At 49.2% G+C, this 250-nt stretch carries 1 pseudogene; it reads left to right on the top strand.

Annotated elements, in window-relative coordinates:
- Window positions 1-114: 114 nt before the first annotated feature.
- Window positions 115-250 (top strand): annotated as a pseudogene (locus AK963_RS32995) (IS21 family transposase); the annotation flags it as partial.

The following is a 250-nucleotide window of genomic DNA, read 5'->3' as shown; positions in this document are numbered from 1 at the left end:
TTGATCCGGACAGAAATTCTACGTTAAAGCTCCTTGCCATAGCTTCGGCTATGACTCGTCACTTTGCCTTGCCTTCCTACCCGGATCACCATGCTCACAACGGGTTTAGAAAATTTAATTGGTATTACATCCATGGGCTACACCGGCAAGATATCCCTTCTCCGTGAATACATTCATCCCAAACGGGCGCTGCGCCCAAGCCTGGCAACGGTTCGTTATGAGACCGATGCGGGATACCAGTTACAACATG

The organism is Endozoicomonas atrinae, from assembly GCF_001647025.1.
Classification (GTDB): domain Bacteria; phylum Pseudomonadota; class Gammaproteobacteria; order Pseudomonadales; family Endozoicomonadaceae; genus Endozoicomonas; species Endozoicomonas atrinae.
This window is presented reverse-complemented; position numbering and strand designations above follow the sequence as displayed.